This is a genomic window from Cryptosporangium sp. NPDC051539 (assembly GCF_044454545.1).
In the GTDB taxonomy this organism is placed as follows: Bacteria; Actinomycetota; Actinomycetes; order Mycobacteriales; family Cryptosporangiaceae; genus Cryptosporangium.
This window is the reverse complement of the sequence record NZ_JBITDV010000005.1, coordinates 1-22336: the sequence shown is the minus strand read 5'-3', so window position 1 is coordinate 22336 and position 22336 is coordinate 1. Positions and strand designations below refer to the sequence as shown.

General features: G+C 67.1%; 16 protein-coding genes. 5 read left to right on the top strand and 11 right to left on the bottom strand.

Going from position 1 to position 22336, the window contains the following annotated elements; all coding sequences use genetic code 11:
* Position 1: 1 nt before the first annotated feature.
* From ACIBZJ_RS16630 to ACIBZJ_RS16605, 6 genes are all read right to left on the bottom strand, one after another.
* Positions 2-1081: a lanthionine synthetase C family protein gene (locus ACIBZJ_RS16630; protein WP_395930295.1), complete on the bottom strand. Its 1080-nt coding sequence runs from the start codon at positions 1079-1081 to the stop codon at positions 2-4.
* Positions 1078-3822, bottom strand: a complete 2745-nt coding sequence (locus ACIBZJ_RS16625; RefSeq protein WP_395931220.1) for a lantibiotic dehydratase — start codon at positions 3820-3822, stop codon at positions 1078-1080. Before ACIBZJ_RS16625 ends, ACIBZJ_RS16630 begins: the two co-directional genes overlap by 4 nt.
* A gap of 57 nt (positions 3823-3879) precedes the next feature.
* Complete coding sequence (locus ACIBZJ_RS16620) at positions 3880-4035, bottom strand: FxLD family lanthipeptide (RefSeq protein WP_395930293.1); 156 nt, start codon at positions 4033-4035, stop codon at positions 3880-3882.
* Entirely contained in the window at positions 4032-5288 is a 1257-nt protein-coding gene (gene fxlM, locus ACIBZJ_RS16615; protein WP_395931218.1) for a methyltransferase, FxLD system, read from the bottom strand. Before fxlM ends, ACIBZJ_RS16620 begins: the two co-directional genes overlap by 4 nt.
* 87 nt (positions 5289-5375) lie before the next feature.
* Positions 5376-5591 (bottom strand): hypothetical protein, encoded by a 216-nt coding sequence (locus ACIBZJ_RS16610; RefSeq protein WP_395930291.1) that lies wholly within the window; start codon positions 5589-5591, stop codon positions 5376-5378.
* A complete protein-coding gene (locus ACIBZJ_RS16605) occupies positions 5588-5770 on the bottom strand; it encodes a hypothetical protein (RefSeq protein ID WP_395930289.1) in 183 nt (60 codons plus the stop codon). Before ACIBZJ_RS16605 ends, ACIBZJ_RS16610 begins: the two co-directional genes overlap by 4 nt.
* A 466-nt stretch (positions 5771-6236) precedes the next feature.
* Between ACIBZJ_RS16605 and ACIBZJ_RS16600 the strand changes: the two genes are divergently transcribed.
* The 4 genes from ACIBZJ_RS16600 (at position 6237) to ACIBZJ_RS16585 (ending at position 9436) form a co-directional block, all read left to right on the top strand.
* Positions 6237-7103, top strand: coding sequence for a Scr1 family TA system antitoxin-like transcriptional regulator (locus tag ACIBZJ_RS16600; protein ID WP_395930287.1), 867 nt, complete (start codon positions 6237-6239; stop codon positions 7101-7103).
* A 6-nt stretch (positions 7104-7109) separates the two neighbouring features.
* Complete coding sequence (locus ACIBZJ_RS16595) at positions 7110-7310, top strand: DUF397 domain-containing protein (RefSeq protein WP_395930285.1); 201 nt, start codon at positions 7110-7112, stop codon at positions 7308-7310.
* 78 nt (positions 7311-7388) lie between these two features.
* Positions 7389-8864: a multiprotein-bridging factor 1 family protein gene (locus ACIBZJ_RS16590; protein ID WP_395930283.1), complete on the top strand. Its 1476-nt coding sequence runs from the start codon at positions 7389-7391 to the stop codon at positions 8862-8864.
* Complete coding sequence (locus ACIBZJ_RS16585; RefSeq protein ID WP_395930281.1) at positions 8861-9436, top strand: GNAT family N-acetyltransferase; 576 nt, start codon at positions 8861-8863, stop codon at positions 9434-9436. Before ACIBZJ_RS16590 ends, ACIBZJ_RS16585 begins: the two co-directional genes overlap by 4 nt.
* A 167-nt stretch (positions 9437-9603) precedes the next feature.
* Here ACIBZJ_RS16585 and ACIBZJ_RS16580 read toward each other — a convergent pair whose 3' ends face one another.
* The 3 genes from ACIBZJ_RS16580 to ACIBZJ_RS16570 form a co-directional block, all read right to left on the bottom strand.
* Positions 9604-10110, bottom strand: coding sequence for a topology modulation protein (locus ACIBZJ_RS16580; RefSeq protein WP_395930279.1), 507 nt, complete (start codon positions 10108-10110; stop codon positions 9604-9606).
* A gap of 121 nt (positions 10111-10231) precedes the next feature.
* Positions 10232-14065 (bottom strand): MobF family relaxase, encoded by a 3834-nt coding sequence (mobF, locus tag ACIBZJ_RS16575; RefSeq protein WP_395930277.1) that lies wholly within the window; start codon positions 14063-14065, stop codon positions 10232-10234.
* 712 nt (positions 14066-14777) lie between these two features.
* Complete coding sequence (locus ACIBZJ_RS16570; protein ID WP_395930275.1) at positions 14778-15329, bottom strand: hypothetical protein; 552 nt, start codon at positions 15327-15329, stop codon at positions 14778-14780.
* Between the two features lie 250 nt (positions 15330-15579).
* Between ACIBZJ_RS16570 and ACIBZJ_RS16565 the strand changes: the two genes are divergently transcribed.
* Positions 15580-15795, top strand: a complete 216-nt coding sequence (locus ACIBZJ_RS16565) for a helix-turn-helix transcriptional regulator (RefSeq protein WP_395930273.1) — start codon at positions 15580-15582, stop codon at positions 15793-15795.
* 83 nt (positions 15796-15878) lie between these two features.
* Here ACIBZJ_RS16565 and ACIBZJ_RS16560 read toward each other — a convergent pair whose 3' ends face one another.
* Positions 15879-20645, bottom strand: a complete 4767-nt coding sequence (locus ACIBZJ_RS16560; protein WP_395930271.1) for a hypothetical protein — start codon at positions 20643-20645, stop codon at positions 15879-15881.
* 173 nt (positions 20646-20818) lie between these two features.
* The gene (xerC, locus tag ACIBZJ_RS16555) at positions 20819-21790 is read right to left on the bottom strand and encodes a tyrosine recombinase XerC (RefSeq protein WP_395930269.1); all 972 of its coding nucleotides are present in this window, start codon (positions 21788-21790) and stop codon (positions 20819-20821) included.
* Positions 21791-22336: the final 546 nt, after the last annotated feature.

The following is a 22336-nucleotide window of genomic DNA, read 5'->3' as shown; positions in this document are numbered from 1 at the left end:
CTCAACTCAGCAGAAGGCTGGCGTCCCAGCCTGTGATCGGCAGACCTCGGGCCGCGGTCTGGGTAACGAGGGCTTGGCCGGTGTTGCCGTCGAGGATGCCGACTTCACCGGGGGGAGGGAAGGCCGACATGTGGGCTTCGAGGTGGGGCAGCTGCGCCGCGAGCTCGGGACTCTCCGCGTCGAGAACCACGCGCCAGGCGGCTTGGAAGAGGCCGGCCGCACCGTGGCAGAGTCCGCTGCTCGCAAGCTGGTCTACGTCCTTGGTGCAGCAGAGCAGCGCGCTCTCAGCTACGCGACGTCGGCGCTCGTCGGAAAGTGCGGTTGCAGCGAGTTGCTGAGCGCGGGCGATGCCTGGTGCGCCGTAGCACCATGACGGGCGTGATGGCCTCTTCTGGATCGGTGCTCCCCGCTCAATCTCCGTGCGGCTGAGGGTCTGCGGCCACCAGATGGAGCCGCTGCTTTCCTGTTGCCAGGCGTCCAGCCACTGGCAGATGCGTGTGATCGCGGCGGCGTGCCCGTCGACGATGATGCCGTCGCGGTAGGTGAGGGCAAGTAGTGCAAGTGGGCCGGTGATGCCGTGGGCCATGCCGTGGTTGGCGTGGCCGCCTCCCGGCGGCTGGGTGCGTTCGGGTTCGTTGCGGCACCACCAGCCAGGGAGGTTGCTGATCGGTTCGGTGAGGCGAACGAGGTAGTCGAGAACTCCTCGGAGGACGTCATGGTTGCCGAGCCGGCGGAGGACAACGCCGAGGCCGGTGAGTCCGCGGATGAGGTCGTACTCGGCGTAGTGCGGCCGTTGACGCTGGCCGATCCGGCGGTGCGCGGCATCGAGCCGTTGGCGAGTGATGGTCGCGGTGGCGTCGGCGGTGATCGCTCGGGGCCGCGCGAGGCCCGGGTGGTCGGTGCCGGCGAGGACGAACGCCAGTGCGGGGGCGCCGTAAAAGAGGCTGGCGCCAGGGCCGGTGCTGAGTCCGTTGGCGGTGGCTCGGCGTAGCGCGGCGAACGCTGCTGGCATGTCGCCGGTCTCCAGGTGCAGGAGGGCGATGCCGACTGCGCCGTTGGCCAACGACTGTTCGTCGTTCATCGGCTCGGCCTGGACTGGGAGGCATGGGCGATGGTTCGTGCCAGCCGGAGGCAGTGTTGTTCGGAAGCGGTGTCGACGCCGATCATGCGGGCGTGGTGCAGGTGCAGCAGATCGGCGAGCACCTGGTCGAGGTCCAGACCATCGCGCTCGGCGAGGGAGCGATAGGTACCCAACGCTGAGGTGAGCCGGTCGTCGCGGAAGGGCGTTCGGGCGAGTTCGAGTTGCGCCGGGTCGAGGCGGGGACCGGTGCGGTGTGGGACGTGCGTCGTCAGCCAGGTCATGCCATCGCCGGTGAAGGCCTCGGCGATGGCGATCATGCTGGCAGCGGTCACGGCCTCGCGATCACCGATCAGCCTGCGCAAGGTCGCCCCAGAGTCGGCGGCGAACACTGCTTCGGCGGCGCTGAGTGTCGCTCCGGTGCCGTGCCGGGTTTCGGGCCGGTAGCAGTGCAGGCTGTAGTCGTACGCGATGCCGTCGTCGTGGAGCTGCTGGACCCAGCGGGCGAGATGACGAGCGACCTCCGCGAAGTCCTCGGTGTGCGGTAGCGGGATGCGTAGCCGCAGGTGGGGACGGGGGTCGGGGTAGCGAATGAACCACCAGCCTGCGGGTAAGAAGTCCACGATCCCTTCGGCGAGGTCGGTCAGGATATCGTCGACTCGGCCGTAGATGTGCGCCTCGGTCCACCGCGACCGTCCCGGCCAGTGCTGGACGGAGGTCGCGGCCCGCGCTGGTCGAGGCGGCCGGACATCCGGCCTGTCGGTGGTGAGGGTGAGCACTATTTCGGCAGGGCGTCCGCCGATCCAGCCAGCTGACCCAGGTGCCTCGGTGATGACCGTTTGTGTGTGCCGGTTGAGTTGGTCGCGGAGGACGGTCAGGTGTGTGTCGTCGTCCAGGTCGAGTCGGAGCTGAACGTCGTCCGCGCCGACCTGGATCTGCGGAGGTAGCCGACGCTGGCGCCGAAGTTGCTGCCAGGCGTCGAGCCAGCGTCGCCAGGTCGCGGTGCGGGCGGGCAGCGCCGTGCGGTCGATGACCCACCGTGCGGGCGACAGGATGGCGCGTCCGCGCCGGACTCGGGGCAGGAACGGCAGACTGTTGGCGTGACCCCAGCCGAACCGGGTGCATGGCGCTGACCACGCGGTCCAGATCTCGGTGAGGAAGCGCACCAGCGGGTGATGCAGCGTCGGGAGCAGCACGCTGTTGAGCAGCAGCGGCTCGACCGGCCGGCTGGTGGCGCGTGAGACGAGCCAGAGCCGGTCGCCGTCGCCGGTCACTGCGAGGTCGTCGAGCGAATAGCGCGGCTCTGGGTGGAACTCCCCGACGGGAAGGACGGGCAGCAGCTTGGGAACCCGTGCGACCGATGCGAGGCGCGCGTCGAGCGGAGGGCCGGAGAGTTGGACGAGGTCTGCGCCGGGCGAAGCAGTTGGGAGGCTTTGATAGATCTGCCGAAAGGCGGCGAGTTCTGCGGAGTCGAGCAGGTGCAGGAACCGGGCGGCGGAGACGCCGGCGTGGCGGGCGCCGCTGAGCACGGTAAGGGTGAACTGGCCGCGGTCGAGATCGTGCGGGGTCTCGGCTGCGAGGGTGAAACGAAGCTCGGTGTGCGGGATGGGCGGCCGGTCGTCGTCGCCTCGGAGTTGGTTGAGCAGTTCGTCGTCGAGGATCGCTTCGGCGTTGCCGTCGAGCGCGGATTGCTGCGCGAGCTGGCTCAGCAGTCGGTCTCGAGCGGTGAAGACCGCCGTGGCTCGGCGCGCTGATCCTCGGTAGCCGGCGGGAAAGCCCAGCACGTTGAGCACGTCGCGGATGGGGACGGCTGCTCCTGGTCCCCAGCGTTCGATGAACGCGTGGTGGTACTCGGCCCATCCCGGTAGCTGTGGCGCGACGGTCACGAGGGCCGATGCGGCGCGGCTCGCCTCGTGCGGCACCGCCGGAGGCAGCGTCAGAGAGACGTCGGCGCGCAGGTCGCTTGCAACTCGGATTCCGGGGTTGGTGGTGATGCCGTGCCGCTTCAGGTGCGCGGCTGGGTCGGTGATCGCCATCGCAGGCCGGATCTCGGTCAGCAGCGCTCCGACGTCGATCAATGCAGTCAGCAGCTGCTCAGCTCTGGCGTGGGTACAGCCGTCGGCGATCTTGGTAGCGAGGTCTGCAAACGCGATTGGCGAACTGGCGGCCTGAAGCGCCGATGCGATCGCGTCGGTCAGGCCGACTTCGATGTCCCATCGTCGATCGCCGTCCCTGCGCGAGCACGGCAGCACCCACTTGCTGCCCCGCTTGTACCCGAGAGAGTTCGTCACCACCGCGGCGGACCGCAGCGTGTCGAGATCCTGTTCAGCAAGACTCGCTTGCTCGGCGACGAAGTGGCCATCCGGACGTGTGACAGTGCGGTGCTGATTCCCAACGCGGACCTGGGCGCGGGCACCGAATTGGATGGGTGCTACCCCGGCGAAGGTGCCGAACGGGGTGGCGCGGGTGGTCCACCGCAGTAGGTAGCGGATCGCTGCTTCCACGAGGCGGCGCAGCCGCTGCGGCGGTAATGCCTCTCCAGCAGCAACGCGGTCGATCTGCTCGGCCAGCTGGGGCGCGGCGGAAGTGACCGCTGCGGCGAAGTCGGGTGTCGCCCAGATCGTGGTCAGCCAGGTCTTCCACGCGTCGGGCTGATCGGAGTTCAGGTCTGGCCAGGCCGGCAACGCGAGGTCGGTGGGGTACGCGGCGATGCGAATGAGCGCCGCGCCGGGTGCGGGAATCATCGTCACCGCCGAGGATTGGCGGGCCCGGCGTGCGCGACGCCGGGCCCGGGGAGCTGGTCAGTAGCCGCTGTCGGGCTTGGTGGTGCAGGCGTTCGAGCCGGTGTTGCCCGAGCCGCAGTTGTCGCTGGTGTTGGTGGCGTAGCCGCTGGCGGCGGGGCCGGCGTCGACCAGGGTGACGTCGAGGGTGAAGTCGTCGAGGTCGGTGTTGTTCATGGGGTGGGTCCCTTCTTCTCGGGGGTGAAGGCGAGGACGACGCGGGTGTGCCGCTTGTCCAGCACCGTCCCGGCGGGCAAGTCGCCGTCGGGAGTTCCAGCGGGCGCCAGGTGAAGCGCCGGTGTGGGCTGACCGGCGTCGACCCACGCGCGCATGCGTTCAACCATCAGCTCGGCCGCGTCGGCAGCGTGCGGTCCGTGTGCGCGGGCGCCGAGGTCGAACCGGTCGTCGGTCCAGCGCAGCGCCGAGCGGTAGGTGAAGGTCCCGTTGTGGAGGGCGGCGGGAGTGCCGAAGCGCCAGGCTGGCGCGACCGTCCCGGCGTCCACGGCCTCTTGCTGCGCGGTGAGTACGACGAACTGCTCCCCGCCTTCTACAGAGCGGGCAGCCAGCCACAGGTCGAGGTCGGCCAGGATCGTCTGGGGCGGCAGGCTGACCCCGGTCCATGCCTCTGTCGAGGGTTCTGTCAGCAGCGCCGCGACGGCATCGACGTCAGCCTCCTGGCCTTCGTCCAGACGGAGGTGGACGCCTTCGGCGATGTCGGCGTAGCGGACTTCATGGGCGCCGTCGCCGCGCATCGACACGAATCCGCAGAGGCGCTGGCTGTGGCTGATGAGCCGGTCGTCGCTGCGGCACAGCGCCCATGAGCGGGTCATCCCGAACGTGCGCAGCGGCACGACCAGCACACCGTCCTCGGTGAGCTGCTCCAGCCAGGCCGGAGCGATGTCCCACGCGCCGACGGTAACGATGATGAGGTCGTAGCGGCGTCCGTCGGGGATCGGGCGGTCGGCGTCGGCGCACACCACGCGGACGTCGTCATAGCCGGCGGCGGCCAGGCACGCGGTGGCGCGGTCGGTGACGTCGGGATCGATGTCGACGGTCGTGACCGAGCCGTCCGCCCCGACCAGCTCGCGGAGCAGCGCAGCGTTGTAGCCGCCCGAGCCGATCTCCAGCACATGCCGACCGCGGAGGCCACCGCCGAGGGCGTCGGCGGCCTGGCCGAGCATCTCGGCGATCAACCACGCGGCGGAGATCGAGCTGACGGCCTCGTCGCCGATCCGTTTGGTGATGACGGCGTGGTCGGTTCGGTACGCCTCCTCCAAAAGTGCGCCCGGCGTGAACAGGTGCCGCGGGACGTTGCGCAGCGCGGCTTCGAGCTCGGGCCGCATCACTAGGCCCTTGTCGGTGTGCTCGGCGATCAGTTGCTCGACCATCGCGGCGCGCAGATCGTCGCTGTTCATCGTATCGACACTCATGGAGTGCGTTCCCCTCGTCGTTGGAGTCGCCCGGCTGGGCAAACTGCTCGCCTCGTCGTGTGTTCGGCGGCTCGACCCGCCCGGTGCTCACGGTGGTCGTCCGCCCGGAGACACGCCAAGCGCGGCGAGCAGCAACTCGGCGTGCGATTCCGCCGTGTCGAACGACTCCGGGGTGATCGTGGCTAGCCGGCCCGAGACTTCGATCTGCTGGGCGACCGTGGCGACGACATCCGCGGCCGTCAGCTCCAGGTGCGGATCGGTGGGCTCCGGATCGGGAAGCGAGAGGTAACCCCGATAGGTCACGGCCGGTCCTCCGGTTCGGTGACGACGCTGGCGAGCGCGTCGACCGCTTGGGCGTCGCGGCCGAGGTGCAGGGCGTACTCCGCGCCGTAGTAGATGGCCGTCCAGTAGCGGTTCTGACCGTCGCCGGTGTCACGGGCGCGAGCGATTACCGCGTCGCGCGGGCCAAGACGTTCAGCCATGAGCGGCCCCCGCTGCGATCTCGCCTCGTTTGTCGGCGGCGAGTACGGCCTCCGCCCACAGGTATCGGGGGCAAGGCCACGCTGGCGCCTGGACCTGATGCGCGCCCGAAGCGCACCGCGGAGGTTCGCTCCCGACGCCAGGGCTGGGCTGGTGGAGCTCGATGAGTCGCAGTGCTGTCTCGACGTCATCGGCCGTCAGCGGTCGGCCGAGCACCAGGTTTCTCATCTGCACCTCCCCGTGGCTGGAGCGGAGGTCCGGCGGTGTGCCGGGTGTTAGCCGCCGGACCTCCATGGCAGTCCACGGTGCTGGACGGTCCAGCCGGGCAGAACTCCGGTTAGGCGGGAGGGAGGGGGAGAGTTAGGGGGAGACAAGCCTCTGACGTCGGTAGATCAGCCGTCGCTGCTCTTCAATGAGAGTTGTCCGCAACCGCGTGACAGTCCATGCGCCCGAGCGGAGGTGCACGTCGTGATCAGTCCGTATGTGCGCCGCCGCCGGTTGGCGTCCGAGCTGATCGCGTTGCGCGAGGAGTACGGCTACTCGTCGGCCAGGTTGGCCGTGACGATTGGCGTCGCCCGGCAACGCATCAGCCGTCTGGAGAACTGTCACGTGCGGCCGGATCTGGACGAGGTGATGCGGATCCTCGGTGCCCTGGGCGTCGGCGAGCGGCGTTGGAACCAGATCATGACGATCGCCCGGGAGGCGCAGGAACGCGGCTGGTGGGAGAAGTACGCCACCGAGATGGGGCCGCGCCAGGCGCTCTACGCCAACCTGGAGGCTGGCGCCAGCAGGGTCCGCGAGTATCAGATGACGTTCCTGCCGGGCCTTCTGCAGTTGCCTGCCTTTACCGAGGCGCGCGCTCAGGCCGACCGGCGGACCTACGCCGAGCACTACGATCCGCTCCGGGCGCTGGAGGCGCGAGCGGCCCGGCAACGAGTGATGCGCCGACCTGGTGGACCGACGTATGCCGTGCTGCTCGACGAGTTGGCCATCCGCCGACATGCCGCGCCGCCGGATGTGGTGACGGCGCAGCTGCGTCACCTTGTCGAGCTGATCGAAACGAACCCGCGGGTCGAGCTGAGGGTGCTGCCGATCGACGCGGCGATCTTCGGGCACGCGATGCCCCGGTCGGCGTTCTCGATCTACGAGTACCCCGACCCGGACGATCCAGTAGTGGTCGCCGTCGACACAGTCACTTCCGACCTCGTCCTTACCGACGGAGACGCGGTCAGCAAGTACCGCATCCTCTACCAGCGACTCGAGGACGCGGCGCTCTCCGCGCAGGACAGCGCCGAGTTGATTCGAGCCGCAGCCGACCTGGCACTACCGAGATAGGAACCGATGATGGATATGGTGTTCGAGGGCTGGCGGAAGTCCAGTTACAGCAGCGGCTACGACAACTGCGTCGAATGGGCCGTCGCGGGCCGCTCCACGGTGGGTGTTCGGGACTCGAAGAACCCGGACGGGCCGGTACTTGTGCTGACCCGGCGACAGTGGCAGTCGTTCGTCGACGGGCTCAAGTCCGGCATCGACGGCGAGTGACCTGAGGCCCGAGAGCTGCGCGTGCGCCCTCGATTCCGGGCTCGACGCGGCTAGCATCTGACCGGCGACACGGGAGCGGTGGACCTCCAACCGGCAACCGATCGAGAGGTGATTGCCGTGCGGCAGCGCGGGCAGACACCCAACGATCGGCTGCGCCAGGCACGCCTTCGGCGATCCTCGCCGACCGGCTCGGGCCGACCGATGTCCCGGCAGGAACTCGCCGACCGAGCGAACGAATTCATCTTCGGTGAGATCGGCCGTGAAGTCGGCCTCGACGCCAACTACATCGGCAAGCTCGAACGCGGCGAACACCGCTGGCCTAACGACCTCTACCGCCGGGCCTTCCGGGCGGTCCTGACGGCCGAAGCCGATGCCGACCTGGGCTTCTTCATCGTCCGCGGGTCCAGCGCACCGGAACATCAAGAGCCTGCGGCAGGCGACCAGCTGGGTGCCGTTGCAACTGCCGTAGGCGCATGCTTGGACCATGGTTACCGGTCCGACGAACCCGCGCGAACCGAGCAACACGACGACGCCATGAAGCGCCGCGAGTTGCTGGGACTGCTGAGCGCGACCGCACCGGCGGTGTTCGCCTCCAGGGTGGAAGCCATCCGTGCAATCGTTGCGACCGCCGCCGGGGATGACGTCACGGATCTCGATCGCGACGGCTGGGAACGAGTGGCGTTCGACTACGCCCACGAGGTCGGATTCCAACCTGGTCAGCGCGTCCTCCCCAACCTGCTGAGCGACATCGAGGAACTCGCGCCTCTGATCGAGACGGCCACCGGCTCCGCTGCCGTGCAGCTCCGCCACATCACCGCGAGGCTGTCAGCGCTGGCAGCGATCGCCTTCACCGGAGCAGGCGACGTCCCGAGCGCGCGCCGCTGGTGGCGGACCACCGCGCGACTCGCCGACCGCACCGGCGACGCGCCGCTGTCCTCGCTGGTGCGCGGTCGCCAGGCCGTCTACGGGCTCTACGAGGGACGGCCGCCGTCCTCCGTGCTGGGAGTCGCCGAGGAGGCCATCCGAATTGGTGGCGACCGTCCCCATGCCGGGGTCGTCTCCGGTTACGCCGCGAAAGCGCAGGCCCTCGCCCATCTGGGCCACCAGCAGGACGCGGAAGCCGCACTCCGCCAACTTGAGGTCCTGTTCGAGAAGTTGCCGGACGACGTCCGTGACGACCGTTCGTCGCAGTGGGGATGGTCGATCCAGCGGTATCACCACGTGGCTGGCTTCGTTTACACCTTCAGCGGCGACGTGGACCGAGCGAATCGCGCGCACGAAGCTGCCTTGTCCAGCTATCCAGCTGCGAACTATCAGGGGCGCGGCCAGGTCGAGCTGTACCGGGCGGGCAGCCTGATCCGATCCGGTGACCTCCAGGAAGGCACCCGTCATCTGGTCACCGTGCTCACAGCCCTGCCCGCAGAACGCCGCCACGATAGCCTCCTGCGCCGGACCGCGCTCACGGCACTCTCCCTCGCGCCCACTGGCGCCGACCGGCATCCCGGCCTGATCGAAGCCCACGACCTGCTCGCGCCCCCTGCGGAAGGCCCATGACCGACTCCACCGCGATCACCTTCACCCGACACGACGCTGAAGCCGCTGCCGCGCTACTCGATGACGTCCTCGTCAGGATCTACGTGGACACCCACGCCGACGTCAGCGACAAACCCTTCTACAGCGAAGAACGCGCCGCAGAGCGCATCCGGGGCTACCTGCGCTCCCCGGGATTCGAGATTGTCATCGCCTACGCCGACGGCCGGCCGATCGGCCAGGCCTTCGGCTACGCCCTACCGGCGACCTCGCGATGGTGGACGGGCCTGACGGGCGATGACTTGCCGGAGGGGTTCACGACCGAGACCGGGAGCCGCACGTTCGCGTTCAACGAGTTGATGGTGCTCCCGGAGTGGCAAGGCCGGCACATCGCGCACGCGCTCCACGACGAACTGCTCCGCGGACGTGGCGAGGAGCGCGCGACGATCCTCGTCCGCGAGGACAACCTGCCCGCCCGAACGGCGTACTTCCGCTGGGGCTGGCAGAAGGTCGGCAAACTCCAACCGTTCCCGGACTCACCGCACTTCGATGCGCTGATCCTGCCGCTCCCGATCGAGGCATCGAGAGAGCGGTAAGTGCCGCGGTCAGCCGTGCTTACCGGTGGCTCGTTGTTCCGGAGCGGCGATGACCCGACGCCGAGCATCTGGAGTCGCTCGCACACGCCGGCAGCTAGTCTCCGCCTTACTTGCCCGGAGGAGTCTGGGCGGGTCGGATTCGCCGCCACTCCGTCCACTCGGCAGAGTCATCGGTCTCGCGTGAGTCGCTGGAGAAACTGGTCGATGCGGCGTCGGCTGGTGAGCCGTTCGTAGGTGGCGTGACGTCCGTGTTCGGCTACGAGCGCGGCCACCCGGGGTCGCATCGTGCGCCGGTAGTCGAGGACGTAGGAGAGGAACGACCAGGTGATGCGGTCGTGGACGCCGTCGGTGTGCCGGCCGCCGCGGTAGTGCCAGCGACGGCGGGCGATGCCCCAGAGGCAGGTTCGGGCGGGTAGGTCGAGGAAGATCACGGTGTCGGCGCGTGCGAGCCGGATAGGTAGCGTCGAGGCGTAGTTGCCGTCGATCACCCAGCGGTCGGCTGTCACCAGGTCGCGTTGGGTCTGGGCGAACGTCTCCGTCAGGGTGGGGTTCCAGTCGTGGTCGTAGTACAGGGTGTCGAGGTGGGTGACCGGCAGGCCGAGAATGTCGCTCAGGCGGCGGGCCAGGACGGTTTTGCCGGAACCGCCGCAGCCGATGATCGCGATCCGGTCCATGCCCGCGACAGTAGGGCCGATGTCGGCTCTCCATGGTGATCCGTGCGGAGCAGCGTGTGGTGTCAAACGTCTATTCGCGGGACCCTGTGGAACCGCTCGTGCTCCTGACTGTTCGCGCTTCCTAGAGGCGAGGGCGCGGGCCGAGACCGAGCTGCTGCTGGTGGCGAGGGGGCTCGACCAGCGGCGTAGGAGATCGATGCTTCTTCCCCTCGATGGGTTGGCGGCTGGCGGCCCGGCGGGGCTCCGGCTGGTGCGCACGCTGCCGTGACGTTCGTCCGCTGGTGAGTCGGTCGCGTCGGTTGGCTCGTTCGAGGTGTCCGGCGCCGGTGAGCGCGCGCCGGAGGTGAGACGCGTAGGCGGATTGCGTGACGCCTTCATCGAGGGCGTTCGGGTGGCCGTACCAGAGGTTTCCGAGCCGGGCGACCATGCCGGTGGCAATTTTCAGGCGCTGTTGCTCGGACAGCGCGTTGTAGACGTCGACAGCGTTCTGGTGCGTTGCCTCGACGTCGGTGGGGTCTCGTGGCCTGAGACTCTGGTAGCGCTCGGCGAGCTGGTGGGCGCGAACCAGCGCGCGGGCCGCTTCCCAGTACTGGCCGTGGTGCGGCTGGTCAGCGGTGGCGTACGGGCCGAGTGGGTGGGCTGCGTCGTCATGAAGGATCTGGTGCTGGTCGCGGTAGGCAGCCACGATGGCGAGCTGCTCTAGCCACTGCTGGCGGTCGGCACTGGCCGTCGGCGCTTCGCCGAGCGCAACGGTCCAAGCGGGCCGGGAACGGAGTGCGTCGTCGACGAGGGACGCGACGCGGTCAGCGATCTGCTGGCGCAGCTGGGCCATGTAGTTGTGTAGGTGACCGTCGTCTTCGGCGGCGGAGCCCTGTTCGGCAGCATGCAGCTCCGCGTACGCGAGGCGAGGAGCGAGGACGGCGAGCGATTCGGCCGTGTCCTGGTTGCGGCGGATTGTCTCGGTGGCGGATAGCTCGGCGTTCTCCCTGCCGAGGACGGTGTCGAGTACTTCGCGGGCGGCCCGCGCGTCGGGGTTGGTGGCGGCACGGTCGAGGCGGCCGTCCTCGTCCAGTGGGAGCAGTTCGTGAGTGGTGACGTAGAGGTGGGTGCCGTGGCGGGCGCGAGTCGCGGCGACGTAGAGGTGTTCGCGGGCCATGGAGTCGTCGGCGAGGACGTGGGCGGTGTCGACGGTGGCGCCTTGGGCGCGGTGCGCGGTGGTGGCGTACAGGAGCTGGACGTGTTCGGCGACGTACACCGCTGGTAACCGGAGGACACCGTGGTGGTCGTGGTGGCGGATGGTCAGTGACCCGTCGTCGTGGCGGTGGGTGACGGTCCAGGCGTCGCCGTTGCGGACGAAGTCTCGTCCGCCGTGGGCGGAGAGGCGGCGCTGGTTGCGGCGGGTGACGATCCAGTCCCCGACGCCCGCGTGGTTGCCGTCGGCGAGTGGGACGCCGTCGGGTTCGACGTGGCCGGTGGTGACCCGGTCGGCGCGGGCCCGGGCGGCGAGGGCGGTGACGTCGCGGTTGGTGGCGGCGATCATGAGGCTCACTTGTCCGGCGGTCATGTCGGTGTGCCAGGCGGTGTAGGCGGCTTCGGTCATGGCGTCGCGTGAGCCGCCGGTGATGCGGTCGTGGTCGGTGTAGTAGTCGAGGGCTGTGGTGTCGCCGGTGCGTAGGCCGAGGGTGGCGGTGGCTTCGGCGGGGTCGGCGAAGCGGTGGAGGGTGTCGAGTTCGACGGCTCCGGCGTCGGCGGCGATCAGCCGGAGGGCGCCGCCGGACTCGACTGCGGCGAGCTGCCGGTAGTCCCCGAGTAGCCGGACGGTCGCGCCGTGGGTGGCGGCGAGGGTGACGAGCCGGTCGAGGTTGCCGGTGCCGGCCATTCCGGCTTCGTCGACGAGAACGACGTCTCCCGGCCGGAGCGCGAACACGGCGTGGCTAGCCGGAACCGGGGCGCCCGCGGCGAGCGCGGCGGCGTGGGGGCCGTGGATGTGTTCGTGGAGGAACTTGTGGACGATCTCCGTTGGGACGCTGAGCTCACCGGCGAGGACGGCGGCGGAGGCGGCGGACGTTGCGAGCGGGACGAGGCGTCGCCCGGCGGTGCGCAGGACATAGAGGTAGGCGCGGGTGGCGGTGGTCTTCCCGGTTCCGGCCGCGCCGATTCCGACGACCAGCTGACGTGGGTCGGTGGCGAACGCGGTCACCAGCGCCCGCTGCCCGTCGTCTAGCGGGTACGGCGCTCGGGCGTCGAAGTCGGCGAGTGCGGCAACCACGCACCTCGGCGAGACGGCACCGTCGGTGATGGTGTGGGCGGCGGTGACGAGACGTTCCTCCGCGTCGAGGACAGCAAAGTTGGTGTAGCGGGCCGCGGCATGCTCGGCGAAAACCGACTCCCCATCGGCGCGGCAAAGGGCGGCAGGTTCGTCGCTGACGGTCGGGGCTTCCACCAGCACGGAGTGCTCCGGAGACGCAGCCAGTGTGACGACGGCGTCGGCCAGCTGGCGGGCCTGGTCAGGGTCGAGGGCCAGGTTGTCGACGCGCAGCAGCCGTTCGGCCTCGGCGCGAAGGTTCCATACCGTCCACGTCGACCGCTGCTCCCCAACGGTTGCCACCACCCGTCGCGCCAGTTCTTCCGCCAACGGTTCGATCGCGTCTCGAGCAGCGGTCGAACCAGACCTAGCTTCGACCTCGGCCACCGACGGCCGGTCAGGGACAACGGCGGCCAGCCGCGCCCCGGCCTCGGCGCCAAAGACCTCGACCAACTCGTGCCGCCACTGCTCACGCATACCGGCCAGCGACCGCGGCGGCTTCTTGCCATGCCGGGTCTCCAGGTTTGCTTGCCGGGCCAGCTTGTGCGCCGCGCTGGCCGACGCGTCATGACCGTGTGCGGCCCGGTACTCGACGAGCAGCTGCGCGTACCGCGCTTCGATGGCGGCGCGGCGGCGGGAGAAGTGCTCGACGAACTCGGCCGGGACGCCGGCGATCTCGTGGACTGGCTCTTTGCCGCCGGGCGGAGTCCTCGGGGTCCAGGTGACGCCGAGTCGCTGGGTGAGAGCCGCTTGGAAGATCGTGTTGTAGTGCTCGGACACCGCGACGGTCATCCGATAGAGGGCGCGGGCGTCGAGGGACCGCCAGATCCCGTCGACACCACAAACCTTGTTGGCGATCGCGACGTGCGTGTGCAGGTTCGGGTCGCCGTCACGGGAGTCGTGGTGATCGAACGCGACCGCCACCAGGCCGCGGGTGTCGATCTGCGCGACGCTGCCGGCACCGACGCGGGTGAACGCCGCGTGCTCCTCCAGCAGCTCCAGCGCGGAGTCCCGGGCGTGCTCGTGTGCCGCTCGGACGGCGTCGCGGACCCAGGGCCGGTCGTCGAGCGCCCAGAGCAGTGCCGCGGACTTCACGGGTGCGAATACCAGGTCGTATCCGGCAACAGCGGCGCGCTGCCTGCGTGCCTCCTCTGCACGTATCCCGGAGACCTCGACGCTGGTGGGCGATCGGCCGGTCTCGGTGCGCAGCGCGGCTAACCGGTCACGGACACGTTCGTCGTAGGGCGGAAGTGCGGCAAACTCCGGGAAGGATCGCCCGAGCGTCGCGGCACGCCGAGCGCGCTCTTCTGCCCGGGAGACCTGTGCCTTGCTCATCCCGGGTTGGAGATGCGCGGCGAGGTACGCGGCGGTGATCCGGTCGGCGTCCGGGTGCATCCCGAGACCGAACAGGGCGCGCATCTGAGCTTCAGTGACCGGCTGTCCGGCCAGCCCGAGGAGTGGTGCTCCGTGGCCGATCCATCGGCCAGGTGGGTTGCCTTCGGCGGTGTAGTACTCCGCAGCGGATTGCCCGCGCTTCTGGTCGACGTCGCCGCCCGCGACGTGGCGGGTGAGGTAGGTGTACCCGTCACCGGCGGTCAGCTTGTGAATAGTCATCACCATCGACAGGTCACCACCCCTATTGCAGACCATCGACCAATAATGAAAGCTCGAGTTGCGCTATTAGCTGGGCGTGAACTCACGGCACCCGAATCCATAGTGGGTGGGTGCGTCGGATAGAGCAAGAGGTGTCTCGTTCTATGTGTTGAGTTAATGGGGATGCTGTCGTCTCCTCGGAATTGATCCGTGAGCTGAGCGACTCTATCGAATGGGAAATGATGATCGTCGAATATCGACTTTCGACGGAGGTTGTTATCGTTGCTGGATTCGACCCTCGTAAGGAGCGGGGCGGCTCGGATCGTCGGGTTCGCGACAAATGTGGGTGGGGTTGGCATGCGCTGCCCGACCGCGGCGCCGTTCGAGTTCCCCGCAGTCGGAGAGCGGGCGGTGTTCGGTTCTCCCGGTGATTTCGGGCCGGTGGGTCCAGCGGGTCCGGGCCGTCGCTGGACGCTGTAGGACCATAGAATCAGTCGCGGCACAGGGCGAATTGGGAGTCGCGTGGCCAGCGTTCGGCTGACGCGGAAGTCGCGGCAGCCCGCGTGCCGGAATCGGCAGACTCGAATGTTCATCGGCAAAGCGCGTCGACAAAAGCAAGCGCCGCCGGCGTGCATCGTCTCCGCCTCCGCTGGCCGCGCCGCGTCCGGCATATGCCGCGAACGCGCTGCGGGGAAGCGGCACGCGCGGACTGCCGGGCGGAGACTCGACGGCCGGAGACAGCGTCCCGCTCAGCTCTCCGGGAAGGGGTCTACTCGCCGCGCCGCCGTGGTCCTCCCCACCAGGGCAGGATCGGCGGCAGTGCCGACAACGGCTGCGCAGGTCGCTTCGGCCGCGCGGATCCGCCGTCGTCCTCGTCCCAGCGTCGCCCGTACTGATCAGGCAGGTCTCCCCAGCCGAAGTACGGCACCGGGACGGGCGGCACGACGCCGATGTGGTCGAGTGGGTCGATCTTCGTGGTGTCAACGGTGCACAGGTGCGCCCAGTCGTCGCCGAAGTCGAACAGGTAGGCGAACTGCTCCCCGGGTGTGAGCCGGCTCAGCTTGGTCGTGGCGCTGTCCAGGCTGCCCTCGGGTTCGTCGCCGTCCCAGAGATCGAGCGTGGTGATCTCGGTGCTGTCGGCGAGGGTGAACGTGTGCATGTGGGCCAGGTCCCAGCGGGCGAACGCGGTGTCGATCGCAGCAGCGAGCTGTTCGAAGGTGTGTGACCTGGCTGCCGCGAAGATCCGGCCCGGCCGCGGCCACGGCTCTACGCCACGGCCGGAGACGAGCTCTACCCGGATCGACAGCCAGGTACGGGCCACGAGCGCTCGCCTTCTCTCGCTCAACCGTCAGTGACGACCGGGAGCCTACAGACCACGCCGGAACCGGCAGCCCAAGGCATCGGGCCCATCTCCGCCAGGTGAATGGTCCGAATTCCGCCGACCTGCATTGTTGACCATTCCCTGTCTTTCACTGTCTTTGCTTATCTTTTCGATAGTTCTATGCTGCGCGGCTCTCGCGAGTTACCGTCAATGGACCACCTCTTCGCGACCGGAGGGAGGTGATTCCGTAGTGCCAGAACGGGAACCGCTCTGGAACATCGACACACTTTCTGAATTCCTCGATGTTCCAGTGGCGACGATCTACAAATGGCGGAAGACCGGCGACGGACCGGCTGCCTTCCGAGTAGGACGCCACCTCCGCTGGCGAGACAGTGAGGTCCAGACGTGGCTGGCCCGGCAGCGCGACGAAGTTTTCGACGACCGCTGGGGGCCGACGGCCAGATAAGGATGACGCTCGGTCGGCGCGGCGCGGCGAGGAGCCGGAGGCGCCGCGCTGACAGTGAGCGAGGAAGGCGGCGAATAGCGAACTTAGCGGAACCATTCATCAGCACGTTCGACCAGTTCCACCGCTTGCGCCCACCCGACTCGCACAAAGTGCTCTAGTACACGGCGAACCGCACTCGTACAGTCCGGATCGCCAAGGATAAGGTCGCGGTGGTCTGCCGCGTACCGTTCAATGAGCTTCAATGCGGCGTTCAATCCGAGGGATTCAGCTGCGTAGTGAGAATCATCGACAATTGCACGCATCGCAAGAAGCAGTGCGGGCCTAGGTCGCACATTTGCGAAGTGGGCAGCTGTCTCGACAATATGGTGTGTCACGGCAGGATGGCGGGCCAACCTGACCTTTTCCAAAACCGGGATCGCTAGGTCCGCGAATAGTCCGGGATCCCCAAGGGCTTCCTTCGTTGGTTCGCCGGCTTCGAATGCCCCGCTGGCGTGGTAGATCTGTTCGGCGATGGCATTCGCGACCTCAAGAGCGGCCTGGCTGTCAGTGCCAGCAGTCCAGGCAGCCAAAAGACCGTCGGCCGCCCGATCGAGCAGCGCGAATGCTCGCTGCTGAGCCCCGCCAAGGGAGAGATCTGCCGAGTTGAGGAAGCCTCGCAGCCAAGAGCAAATCGCGGCCACCATCCCCGCGTAGGTGGTCGGGCTCTGTATCCACTCCCGGAGCATCCTATCCGCGAAGGGCGTCTGTACCCGCACTGCGAGCGTGGTTAGAGAGCGGCCGAGGTCTTCAGCCGGCGTATTGTAGATCTCACTACGAGTGCCACTTAGCTCGGCGCAGCAATGCGCTGGGGAGCTAATCGCGAGCCGTTCGAAGGCGGCATCGACCTCGTGCGGGTGCGTGGAGATCAGCCAGTATAGCTGGTTGAGCAGCAATCGCGCGATATGGCTTTGATGTTCATTAGCAAGTCGTTGTTCGACCGCGCGGATGCGGTCGTCGGGACTGGGCCAGATCGTGGCAATTGCCTGGTTACTCAAGACTCGATGCTCGAAGATGTCGCTATCCAGTTGGCTGATGAGCCATGACCGAAGTTGTTCGCCGTGCGCATCTCGCCATTCTCGTCGTGCTAGAAGCCGCTGGGCGGCTGGAAGGGCTTCGGTCTGGGCGGTCTGCAGCCAGCCTTCGTCATTCTCCGTGGCGCTGCCGGCCGCCCGGTCTTGGTCCTCTGGCGCGGAGGGGACCGCGGCCTGCACAACGGTGAAGACCTGTTCACCAATCATCGTGTTCGGCAGCACATCGGGAAGTGCGGCTAGTTCGAAGGCCGCCGAGACTAGCTGTACGTGTAGGTTCTGGTCCGTTGATTCAGCCTCGTGAGCTGCACGGAGTTCCGGCCATAGATCGAGAATCAATCGCCTGGCAGAAGTCCGGTCGCCTGCTTGACGAACCGACGAGAGGGCCTCATGGGCGCGGCGCAGTAGGTCCTGCCTGGGGGTGAGATCAGATGTCTCGCTGTCGGGTGTGACGCGATAAGAACCGTCCTCGTCAAGGAGGATAGGAGCGAGCACGCTATCGGCTGGATTTTCGCTTCTTGCGGCGGCTAGTTCATTGAGAATCAGCGCGCGGCGATCCCTGAGTCGTTCGCGTCGTACGTCGGTGTCGTCCTGGTTGGGTTCGGTGGCCGCAATGATCGACTGGTCGATGGGCGCCAAGTCTTCGGCGGAAAGGACGGTAGCCAGTCGACGAGCGACGTGCGCGGCGGCCAACCAAGTCTGAGGATGGGCGAAGAGCGAAGGGCTGGATAGGACGGGGACTAGCGCGACAGCGAGTTCGGACGACGGGCTGGAGGCCGCACGCTGCAGCAAGCGATTCCACACCTCCGAATGGGTCAAGCGACTGCGCAACACCTCGATGGCTTCGCCGCCGTCGGGCGCGAGCGCCTCAAAGCGATCGATGAGGGCGTTGGCCATCGCGGGAAGTGCGTGATGACCCCCAACGAATCGCAGATCGCCGCTGTACTGGACAGCGGGTTGCTGACCTGATGGTGGCTCGACGCTGGGACGTCTTTCTGCGGATCGGTGCTCCACGACCGTGACGAACAGCGCCGCTGCCACCGTGACGTCTTCGGCCGCGAGCGCGGGGAACTTCCCGCCAACCTGGTGCCGCGCACCTTCGAGGTCTTGTTTTCGGTTCGACGTCAGCCGAAGAATCTGGCTGTTGCCGATTTGAGTGGGCTGATCTTGGTCGTCGTCGAAGATCCAGACGCTGCGCCCGATTTCGGCTGCGAGTTCGACGTCCTGCTTAGCGATGGCCGGGAGCGCCTCGATCAATGGGCGTACGGCTTCCGTGCCCCAGGCGCGGAGTGCCGGCTCCGCGATTACTTGACGGATAGTGGCGGCAGTTGCGGCGGCGTCGAGTTTTGCCGCGGTTGATAGTCCCAGCGCGGCGCGTTCGGCGAGTTCGAAGCGTTCTACGCTTTCGGGGTCGACCAAGGCGACCTTCATACAAGCAACAGATGTATCTACCCAGTAGCGCGCCGATGCGCTATCGCGGTCAAGGCCCTGCTCGTCCACCGCTCGGGTAGACAGTTGCGCTGCCAGCAGCGCCAAAGCAACGTCATCAGTCGCTTGGGCATGCGTTCCAAGTGCAGCGAGAAACTGGCCGAAGGCGTCGAGTGCCACCTGCGTCGATTTAGTCGAGCGCAGTCCTGCAGCGACTAGGAACGCAAGCGCTCGCGCATCGTTAACGGTCCAACGCTCAGCATCTTGATCTGCGGTGCACGCTGATTGCAGTTCATTGAGATCTGACGATTGCTGCAACACTTGGGCCGCCAGCGCGGCCGAGGCCGCCGCCGCGAGAGTGTGACCGGCCGCCCGACTGCTGAGCCGGAGCGCTAGTTGCCAGTACGTCGAACGGTTTGGGTCAGCGTGCCACGCGATGGCGAGGCGGTAGTCGAGACTGGGTCGGAGCAGCAGAGCGTAATCGGGGTGAGCGTCGAGGGCGTCGGCGAGGGAGTCTGCGTGATCGATATCGCCAAGCGCGATAATCGCAGCGGCGTAATCGAATAGTACAGGGTGAGTGAAACCGATCGCTGGGGTGACTATCCATTGATTGGGTGCGGTCTCTCGCAGCACGCCGTCGCGAAGCAGATCGCTCAGTACCTGGAGAGATGAGTCCTGTAGGTGGGAATCGTCGACCTGCTGGACCTTCTCTGCCACCATCGCGCGGACCAGATGCTGCAGTACGCGGTGACGCATGCGTCCGTCATGTCTGCCGCTCACACGCAAGCGCCAGTAGCTATGCAGGAGGTCCAATCGGCTGCGGACAGCGGAGATATCGACGTTCGCGGAGAGCAATTCGCCGACGAGGTTTAGGTTGAACGGATTGGTTAGCAGCCCTCGCAGGCGGTCACCGTTTCGCGCGAACATTGTGTCCATCGCGGGACTGCTCTCCCGGATCACCGCCACGTCCGTACTCGTAAGTGCACCGACGACGAGGTGACTCACCTGCGAGAGCAGCGGGTCCGCACGGCTGGTGTCGATCGGCGTACCAGCAAACATCGATTGCCAATCCCGACCTTGTCGCAGATCGAAGGAGCGAACGCTTCCCACGATCCGCCAGCGGGTTCCCTCAAGACGCCGAGCGAGCAGCGGCAGCCATGTAGATGTATCGAGACCGCGTGTCTGGTCGAGGCCATCAAGTAGCAGCACACCTGGACTGGAGCCGGTCCAGCCTCGAAGTACCTCCTCCAGACCATGTTGTAGAACGATCTCGGTCCGGGTCTCGCCGGCCGAGCCGCGCAATTGGTGGCTCGTGAGATAGACGATGTCGAAAGCTAGAAAATTAGCCAACCGGTGCAGCACAACCGATTTGCCCGCTCCAGGCTCGCCCGTGATCGCGACGTTAGATGTCGCTGTCTCAAGGAGCGCTACCTCCGGCCGGGGAAGCTCAATGGGGCCGTTTGGAGTCGTGACGGCCAGGTTCGTTGGCGGCGATTGCAAGTTGCTGGCACTGACATCGCGAAGCCGCTGGATGTCGGGACGAAGCCGGGTGAGGGGTCGGAGATAAAAGCCGCGAGACTCCAGCTCACTGACCAGGTCAGTACGTCTCATCCATCGGCGCTCGGATGCGAGCCGCTGAGCGATGGCCTCAATGCTTCGCCAGAGATCGGGCACCCGTGCCGGGTCCTCCAGCAAGTCCCGCAGGTCCGGCAGGAGAGCTTGGAGGTCCCGGCCATCTTCTCTTAGGTCAACGGCCCTAACGGCGAGCAGACGCAGTACCGCCCTTACCTCGGCCTCGCTGGATGGCCGTCCGTGTTTGGCCGCGAGCAGCCGCTCTAGATGGCCGTGCAGGGTGGCTAGAGCCTCGCGCTCGCCGCGGTTCTCAGCAACTTCCCCCAGCGGTACGCCCTCAGGCAAAGTGCGGAGACGATCTGTGACGTCTGCCAACGAGACTGCAACCGTCCGGGGAGCTCGCTCGTCAGTGAGTATGAGGACGCGATCTCGTTCGGCATCGAGAGCACGCATGGTGTCCTGGTGCGGAGGCCTGTCGGGGATGCCGTCCGACTTGAGTTCAATCAGTTGCGCGAGCGCGGAAGCCAAATCGCTGGTGGGCCGGTCGCTACGCGACAGGTTCTTCTTGGCCTGCGCGCAGATCCACCCATCCGCGTCTGTCAACGCACCGATGTCGTCGACGGCCCTGCTCGTCTGAGCACCGACAGCGGTGATCAGGCCAGCCGGTGCCCAATCAGGTAGTGCCTTCTCCACGAGCATGTGGGCGGCCATCCACGCAAGGCTGCGACCTTCGTGGCGGACGCCCGCGACGTTGCCCGATCCGCCAGCCGCAGACTGCGTCACACTGCCCCCTATCCGCGTGCCGCTTGTCGATGAGTTCCGAGTTCGCGTCGTTCGCGTGTGCCCTCGGCTGCACGGAAACCCGAGCATCAGAGGATAGAGCCTCTGGGTGACCTACACCGCGACGGGCAGGCAGCCCGGAATGCCGAACCGCACCGTGGAGACAGCTTCGTCGGTCAGGCCGCGACGAAGCCGAATGCCTCCAGGACGTTTGCGGCGCCCGTGTCTCGCGCGCCCCGTCCCATGTACCGGTCCTGGGTCATGCTCGGGTTCTGCTGCCCCAGCTGATCAGCCGCCGCCCGTGCCGACAGCCCCGCCTTGTCCATCTCCGTCGCAACGGTCTTTCGGCCGAGCAGGTGAGACGTCAGCCAGTCGAAGCCAGCGAAGTCGAATGCCTCCCGCAGATCAGCCTGCGTGTTCGACGGATCTCGCAGCCCACCCTTCGGGGCAGTGAACACTGGACTCTGCTCCGTCGGGTCGTCAGCATCCCGGTACCTACGCTTGAGCATGTCCACCGCCCAACTCGGCAGCGTCAGCGTCCGATACCCAGCCTTCGTCTTCGGCTTGGGTTGGATGACCAGCCCTTCGCCCTTCACCCGAATCACCGTGCCTCGAACCTCGATCGTGCCGGCGTCGAGATCGACGGCGTCCCACACAATCGCGGAGGCCTCGCCGATCCGCAGGCCGGTCGCGAGCAGGATGTCGATCACGTCCGGCAGATCTCGGCCGATGGCCTTGTCGTCGTACGTGAGCCAGGCCCGCAACTGGCGCCCTTCCGCGACCGTCAGCGCGCGGGGGAGGCGTTCCGGCTTGGTGGAGATCGCGGCGGCGTCCCGGACGGGGTTCCGGTCGAGTGCGTCGTGCCGAGCCGCCAGGCCGCACATCCCCGAGAGCACCGACCGGCACATCTTCGCCGTCGACGCGCCGTGCTTGGTCTCGATCGTGGTCAGGAACCGGTCGATCGTCGAGAGTCGCCCCAGGTCGCGGATCGCGCGCCCACCGAGCCCGGGGATGATCTGCTTATCGAGCCGGTCGCGGTAGGCGCGCTTGGTGTTCAGCGCCTTATCGGTCTTCTCGACGCCGGTGTACCAACGCTCGGCCAGCGCAGAAACCTTGGTCTCGGCCGTCAGATCCTCGTCGAGCGCCACGAACCGGCCGCGGTCGCGGAGAGCCTTCCCGAGCGCTCGTTCGGCGGCGCCCTTGGTCTTGCCCTTGCGGGCCACCGATCGGGTGTGGCCGTCGTAGTCCCGGTAGAGCGTGCGGGCCTGCCAACCGTCCTGGACCCGGTACAGGCGGATCTTTCCGTGTGTGCCGACCTCTAACGCAGGCCGTCCCATGGCCACGCTCCACCGTCAATCGTAGGACAGTTTAGTGACAGTTTACAACGCAAAACCACACCCAAAGTCGATTTCGGAGAACAATGTGGATTGAGTATCCGCGCTGCTTGAGCCACTTACTGACCAGTTTTGACTAAGAACGAAAGTACTGGACGCGATATTCGGGCGGTTAGGGGTTCAAGTCCCCTCACCAGCTCTGTTCTGACCAGGAAATATACGTCGAGCTTTTGACGGTCAGCGGGTTGCCGTCTCGGTGAGGTAACTAGTGGCGCTGGCTTCGTAGCTCGGCGACGCTGACCGCGAGTCCGGAGCGTTCGAGTCGGTCGAGGACTGCTGTTGGCGTTCCCATCGGATTGC

Coding starts and splice junctions, on each gene's coding strand:
- ACIBZJ_RS16580 (WP_395930279.1), bottom strand. CDS start 10,110: ATGGACCGGATCGCGATCATCGGCTGCGGCGGTTCCGGCAAAACCGTC.
- fxlM (WP_395931218.1), bottom strand. CDS start 5,288: ATGAGTGTCGATACGATGAACAGCGACGATCTGCGCGCCGCGATGGTC.
- ACIBZJ_RS16630 (WP_395930295.1), bottom strand. CDS start 1,081: ATGAACGACGAACAGTCGTTGGCCAACGGCGCAGTCGGCATCGCCCTC.
- ACIBZJ_RS16605 (WP_395930289.1), bottom strand. CDS start 5,770: ATGGCTGAACGTCTTGGCCCGCGCGACGCGGTAATCGCTCGCGCCCGT.
- ACIBZJ_RS16595 (WP_395930285.1), top strand. CDS start 7,110: ATGATGGATATGGTGTTCGAGGGCTGGCGGAAGTCCAGTTACAGCAGC.
- ACIBZJ_RS16585 (WP_395930281.1), top strand. CDS start 8,861: ATGACCGACTCCACCGCGATCACCTTCACCCGACACGACGCTGAAGCC.
- mobF (WP_395930277.1), bottom strand. CDS start 14,065: ATGGTCTGCAATAGGGGTGGTGACCTGTCGATGGTGATGACTATTCAC.
- ACIBZJ_RS16620 (WP_395930293.1), bottom strand. CDS start 4,035: ATGAACAACACCGACCTCGACGACTTCACCCTCGACGTCACCCTGGTC.
- ACIBZJ_RS16625 (WP_395931220.1), bottom strand. CDS start 3,822: ATGATTCCCGCACCCGGCGCGGCGCTCATTCGCATCGCCGCGTACCCC.